The organism is Streptomyces sp. MBT65, assembly GCF_016612545.1.
In the GTDB taxonomy this organism is placed as follows: Bacteria; Actinomycetota; Actinomycetes; order Streptomycetales; family Streptomycetaceae; genus Streptomyces.
On sequence record NZ_JAENRY010000417.1, the window covers coordinates 1 to 6,025 of the forward strand.

General features: G+C 70.0%; 7 protein-coding genes and 1 pseudogene. 6 read left to right on the forward strand and 2 right to left on the reverse strand.

Annotated elements, in window-relative coordinates; translation table 11 throughout:
• Positions 1 to 293: 293 nt before the first annotated feature.
• From JHN63_RS46770 to JHN63_RS46790, 6 genes are all read left to right on the forward strand, one after another.
• Positions 294 to 1,718 carry an amino acid permease gene (locus tag JHN63_RS46770; RefSeq protein WP_200691225.1) on the forward strand — a complete coding sequence of 475 codons (1,425 nt, stop codon included), beginning with the start codon at positions 294 to 296 and terminating at the stop codon, positions 1,716 to 1,718.
• A gap of 109 nt (positions 1,719 to 1,827) precedes the next feature.
• Entirely contained in the window at positions 1,828 to 2,256 is a 429-nt protein-coding gene (locus JHN63_RS46775) for a Mov34/MPN/PAD-1 family protein (protein WP_200691226.1), read from the forward strand.
• Between the two features lie 35 nt (positions 2,257 to 2,291).
• Positions 2,292 to 3,335, forward strand: coding sequence for a LacI family DNA-binding transcriptional regulator (locus JHN63_RS46780; RefSeq protein ID WP_200691227.1), 1,044 nt, complete (start codon positions 2,292 to 2,294; stop codon positions 3,333 to 3,335).
• Between the two features lie 88 nt (positions 3,336 to 3,423).
• The gene (locus tag JHN63_RS54910) at positions 3,424 to 3,519 is read left to right on the forward strand and encodes a putative leader peptide (RefSeq protein ID WP_019065921.1); all 96 of its coding nucleotides are present in this window, start codon (positions 3,424 to 3,426) and stop codon (positions 3,517 to 3,519) included.
• Between the two features lie 94 nt (positions 3,520 to 3,613).
• Entirely contained in the window at positions 3,614 to 3,892 is a 279-nt protein-coding gene (locus JHN63_RS46785; RefSeq protein WP_019065920.1) for a MoaD/ThiS family protein, read from the forward strand.
• Positions 3,893 to 3,898: 6 nt separating this feature from the next.
• Positions 3,899 to 4,849 carry a PLP-dependent cysteine synthase family protein gene (locus tag JHN63_RS46790; protein WP_200691228.1) on the forward strand — a complete coding sequence of 317 codons (951 nt, stop codon included), beginning with the start codon at positions 3,899 to 3,901 and terminating at the stop codon, positions 4,847 to 4,849.
• A 22-nt stretch (positions 4,850 to 4,871) separates the two neighbouring features.
• Here the strand turns inward: JHN63_RS46790 and JHN63_RS46795 are convergent, their stop codons facing one another.
• Both JHN63_RS46795 and JHN63_RS46800 read right to left on the reverse strand, forming a co-directional pair.
• Positions 4,872 to 5,777, reverse strand: coding sequence for a hypothetical protein (locus JHN63_RS46795; protein ID WP_200691229.1), 906 nt, complete (start codon positions 5,775 to 5,777; stop codon positions 4,872 to 4,874).
• A gap of 89 nt (positions 5,778 to 5,866) precedes the next feature.
• A pseudogene (locus JHN63_RS46800) lies at positions 5,867 to 6,025 on the reverse strand (type II toxin-antitoxin system PemK/MazF family toxin); the annotation flags it as partial.

The following is a 6,025-nucleotide window of genomic DNA, read 5'->3' on the forward strand; positions in this document are numbered from 1 at the left end:
ACCGCCCAACCCGTTCCCGCCCACCCCCACCCCGTTCGCTCAGCGGACCCTCAAATCCCAATAACGATCACGTCACCGCGTCGGCCAGGAATGCCGCCCGTCGATCATTTTTGTCCGGTTCTTCCTGTGGTGTGCGCCACAAGTGTCCGCATCGATCACGATTGCGACCGTGATAGATCTTCACGACCGCCCGGCGGACGCCACCCATGTCCCGCCGGGTTCGCCATGCGGCCGACGGACCTCGGTCGGGCAGCTCCAGTCCATGGGGGGATTCGGAGAAAGGCGCACCACACATGACCTCCGCTCAGGTCAAGACGGACGACACCCCCGAGGAGGGGTACGAGCGCGGGCTCGGCAGTCGTCAGGTCCAGATGATCGCGATCGGCGGCGCCGTCGGCGTCGGCCTGTTCCTGGGAGCCGGGGCGAACATCGCCAAGGCCGGACCCAGCCTCATCTTCATGTACGCCCTCGCCGGCGTGATCATCTTCTTCATCATGCGGGCCCTGGGCGAACTGCTCCTGTACCGCCCGGTGTCGGGCTCCTTCGCGGAGTACTCCCGCGAGTTCCTCGGCCCGTTCTTCGGCTACTTCACCGCCTGGACGTACTGGCTGATGTGGGTGGTCACCGGCATGGCCGAACTCACGGCCGCCGCCATCTACGTCAACTACTGGTTCCCCGCCGTCTCCCAGTGGGTGACAGCGCTCGCCTTCCTGGTGATCCTCTTCGTCGCCAACCTGATCTCCGTGAAGCTCTTCGGCGAGATCGAGTTCTGGTTCTCGATGGTCAAGGTCACCGCCCTCATCGGCATGATCGTGATCGGCCTCGGCGTCCTCACCTTCGGCTTCAGCAGCGCCGGCGACACCGCCTCCGTCGCCAACCTCTGGCAGTTCGACGGCTTCTTCCCCAAGGGCATCGGCTCCTCCCTGATGACCCTCCAGGGCGTGATGTTCGCCTACCTCGCCGTCGAACTGGTCGGCGTCACCGCGGGCGAGTCCGAGAACCCGGAGAAGACCCTCCCCAAGGCGATCAACACCCTCCCGTGGCGCATCGCCCTCTTCTACGTAGGCGCCCTCACCGTCATCCTCTGCGTCGTGAAGTGGACCGAATTCGCCCCGGGCGTCAGCCCGTTCGTCGAGGCGTTCGCGAAGATCGGCATCCCGGCGGGCGCCGGAATCGTCAACTTCGTAGTCCTCACCGCGGCCCTCTCCTCCTGCAACTCCGGCATGTACTCGACGGGCCGCATGCTCCGCACCCTCGCCGACAACGGCGAGGCCCCGAAGGTCTTCAGCAGGCTGTCCGCCTCGAAGACCCCCGCGACCGGCATCACGATCTCCGTCGCCTTCATGGGCATCGGCGTGGTCCTCAACTACGTCGTCCCGGAGAAGGCCTTCGGCTACGTCACTTCGGTCGCCACCGCCGCCGGCATCTGGACCTGGCTGATGATCCTGATCAGCCACGTCCTCTACCGCCGCGCGGTCGACGCCGGCCGCCTCCCGGCCTCGTCCTTCCCGGCCCCGGGCGGCGCGAAGTTCTCGTACGTCGCGATCGCGTTCCTGCTCTTCGTCACCGGCCTCATCGCCTACGACCCCGACTCCCGCGTCTGCCTCTACGTCATGGCGGGCTGGACCGTCGCCCTGATCGGCGGCTGGATCGCCCTCAAGGTCCGCGACCCGCAGGTCACCGAGCGCTGCGAGCCGGAGTTCGAGAAGGTCGGCTGACCCGTCCGCCGGCCTCTCCGATCCCGGCATACGGGCCGCCCCGCACCACCACTCGGTACGGGGCGGCCCTACTGCTTGTGCGGCGGCCCTTCTGCTTATCCTGACGACCATGCCGACCTTGACCATCACCCAGGCCCTCTTCGACCAGATCGTCACGCACGCGCGCGCGGACCACCCCGACGAGGCGTGCGGAGTCGTCGCGGGCCCGGTGGGCGAGGGCCGCCCCGAGCGTTTCGTCCCCATGCTGAACGCGGCCCGCTCACCCACGTTCTACGAGTTCGACTCGCAGGACCTGCTGAAGCTCTACCGCGACATGGACGACCGCGACGAGGAGCCGGTGATCATCTACCACTCCCACACCGCGACCGAGGCCTACCCCTCCCGCACCGACATCGCCTACGCCAACGAACCCGGCGCCCACTACGTCCTCGTCTCCACCGCCGACAGCGACGAGGCGGGCCCCTTCCAGTTCCGCTCGTACCAGATCCTGGACGGCGTGGTCACGGAGGAGGACGTCAAGGTCGTAGAGGCATACTGACCGCGTACGCAACAGGCCAACTCGCCCTGACGGAGATGGTGTTGACGCAGCGGTCGCGCGCACGGCGCCCCACGCTGGAGGATGTCGCCCGCTGGTCGGGGGTCTCCAAGTCCACGGTGTCGCGGGTGGTCAACGGCGAGCCCAAGGTGAGTCCCGAGGCCGCCGTCCGGGTCCGCGAGGCGATCTCCGCGCTCGGCTACGTCCCGAACCAGGCGGCCCGCCAACTGGTCACCCAACGCACCGGCGCCGTCGCGGTCGTCGCGGCCCAGCCCGAGGACCGGCTGTTCCTCGACCCGTTCTTCGACTGCCTGCTGCGCGGCATCCGCGGCGAACTCGCCCGGCACGGCGCCCAGGCCGTCCTGCTCTTCGTCGACGAACCCGACGACTACGCGCGCGTGGCCGACTATCTCGGCGGCGGCCACGTCGACGGCGCGATCCTGTTCTCGCTGCGCCCCGGCGACCGGATGCCCGAGATGGTCGACCGGCTCGCGCTGCCCGCCGTCTTCGGCGGCCGACCCCTCCTGTACGACGGCGACCCCGTGCGCGGCCAGGCCTTCGTCGACGGCGACAACCGCGGCGGCGCCCGCCAGGCCGTCCGCCACCTCCTCGCGCTGGGCCGCGAGCGCATCGCCACCGTCACCGGCCCCTACGACCAGGAGAACTCCGCCGCCGAACGGCTCGCCGGCTACCGGGACGCCCTCCCGGACACCGCCCCCCACCTGGTCGAACGCGCCGACTACACCCGCCAGGGCGGCGCCGACGCGATGGCCGCGCTGCTGGAGCGCCACCCCGATCTGGACGCCGTCTTCGTCGCCTCCGACCTCATGGCCTCCGGCGCCCTCCAGACGCTGCGCGAACGCGGCCGCCGGGTCCCCGAGGACGTGGCCGTGGTCGGCTTCGACGACCTCACCGCCATCTCCGAGTCCACCGACCCGCCGCTGACCACCGTCCACCAGGACGTCGCCGAGATGGGCCGCCTGCTGGCCCGACTGCTGTTCAGCCGCACGGAACAGGACCCCGGGCAGGACCTGCCGTCGACGATCGTCCCCACCCGGCTGGTCGTACGACAGTCCGCCTGAGCTGCGCCGTCTCACCCCCCGAATGAATTTCGTCCGAATTGTGAGATCACCTACCGGGGCCCGGACCGGGAATCGATACGATGAGCCCATGGTTCTTCTCGACGTGAGCGACAAGGCGCCGGGCACGCTGCTCGTGGCGCGGCTGCACGTCGACCTGTGCAGGCTGAACAGCGCCATCTGTTGACAGCGCGCTGTCGCCGCACGGCCGTGCGCCGCGGCAGTCAGGCATGTGCCCACCGAGACCAGACCCCTCCCGCTTCCGACAGGAGCCCCTTGCCATGGCCATCGAGGTCCGCATCCCCACCATCCTCCGCACCTACACCGGCGGCGAGAAGGCCGTCGAGGGTGCCGGTGAGAACCTCGCCGCGCTCTTCGCCGACCTCGAGACCCGGCACGCGGGCATCCAGGCCCGCATCGTGGACGGCGGCGAGCTGCGCCGCTTCGTCAACGTGTACCTGAACGACGAGGACGTCCGCTTCCTCGACGGCATCAACACCAAGCTGACCGACGGCGACAGCGTCACGATCCTGCCGGCCGTGGCCGGCGGTATGGCCTGATCGTCGATGCGTTACGACTCCCCGCTGGCCGCGGTGGGCAACACCCCTCTGGTGCGCCTGCCGCGGCTCTCGCCGTCCACCGACGTCCGCATCTGGGCCAAGCTGGAGGACCGCAACCCGACCGGCTCGGTCAAGGACCGCCCGGCCCTGCACATGATCGAACAGGCGGAGAAGGACGGCCGCCTCACCCCCGGCTGCACCATCCTGGAGCCCACCTCGGGCAACACCGGCATCTCCCTCGCGATGGCCGCGAAGCTCAAGGGCTACCGCATGGTCTGCGTGATGCCCGAGAACACCTCGCAGGAACGCCGTGAACTCCTCGGCATGTGGGGCGCCGAGATCATCCCCAGCCCCGCGGCCGGCGGCTCCAACACGGCGGTCCGCGTGGCCAAGGAACTCTCCGCCGAGCACCCCGACTGGGTCATGCTCTACCAGTACGGCAACCCGGACAACGCGGGCGCCCACTACGCGACGACGGGCCCGGAGATCCTCACCGACCTCCCCTCCATCACCCACTTCGTGGCGGGCCTCGGCACCACGGGCACCCTCATGGGAGTCGGCCGCTACCTCCGCGAACACAAGCCGGACGTCAAGATCGTCGCCGCCGAGCCGCGCTACGACGACCTCGTCTACGGCCTCCGCAACCTCGACGAGGGCTTCGTCCCCGAGCTCTACGACGCCTCCGTCCTCACCACCCGCTTCTCGGTCGGCTCGGCCGACGCGGTCACCCGAACCCGCGAACTCCTCCAACAGGAGGGCATCTTCGCCGGCGTCTCCACCGGCGCGGCCCTCCACGCTGCGATCGGCATGGGCAAGAAGGCCGTAGCGGCGGGAGAGACCGCCGACATCGCCTTCGTGGTGGCGGACGGCGGCTGGAAGTACCTGTCGACGGGCGTGTACACGGCGGCGACGACCGAGGAAGCGATCGCGACCCTCCAGGGTCAACTCTGGGCCTGATTGATCCGAGCGCCCCGGGCGGTCACTCCCCGGGGCCCCAGGAGATGACCGTCTCACGCGCCCAGTCGTCCTTGATCCTCGCGTCGATGCGGTCGAGCACCGCGAAGCCGAAGAGCGCGACCGCCATCCGCACCTGGCCCGGGTCGTACGGCTCCGCCGCCGGGCGGGTCGCCGGATCCAGCTCCGCGTAGCGCTCCCGCGCCATCCGGAGCACCGCTTCCCCCTTGCCGGTGAGGACGGGCAGCTGCCGGGGCATGGTCGGGCCGTCGGGGAAGACCTTCCGCAGTGCCATCGCCCCGACGAGGAACGCCAGCCCGGCCCGGACCCAGGCCTGGTCGAGCAGCAGCACGGTCACGGCAGGCACCGATACCGCCGCGGCGATCGCCGACCACCGGCCCCAGCGCAGCGGCAGACCGGGAACCATCTCGAACTGCGCCCGGGTCCAGCCCTCGCCGAGCAGCCGTGCCTCCGCCGATTTCACCAGGTGGTAGGAGTTCGGCGCCCGCAGCTCCCACAGGTACTCGCCCTCGCCCTGGCCGGGGGAGAAGGCGGGGTTGCGCACATGCAACGGCCGCGCCGCGTCCCACAGTTCACGCTCGAACTCGTCGGCGTCCGAGGGCGGTGCGCCACGGGATTCCCAGCGCCCCTGCCCGGGTGTGCCACGCGGCATCCGGTGCAGCCGCCCCGTAGCCACCAGCCTGGCCAGCGCCCCCGTGCGTGCCCCCCATTCCGCCTCGCCGTTCAGCGCACCGAGGGCCAGCGGGCCGAGCCGTTCCACGTCGTCGGATCCGACGACGGCGCCGTCGCGGTCCTCTGCCACAAACGCCGCCAGACAGGCATCGGCGGCGGCACCGCGCACCTTGTCGTCGAGCAGCCACGCCGTGACCGCGATCACGAAGCAACCCGCGAGTATGAGCCAGTCCGTCATACGGGTCAGTATCCCCGCAGACCGGGATTCGACCCCTGTGCATACCACCCCAATTGCCATGGATCCAGGGGCCGTTGCGCACTACACGCCTACCGGGCGAGGTGCCGCACCTGGTCCCACAGTGCCGGGTCCGCGACCCCCACCCGCCGCCGGAAATCGGCCACCGGCACGGACCGCAGCTCGTCGGTCTCCAGATAGCTCGCCCGCCCCTGCGCGTCCCCCACCGACCCCGGGGGCAGCGCGATCAC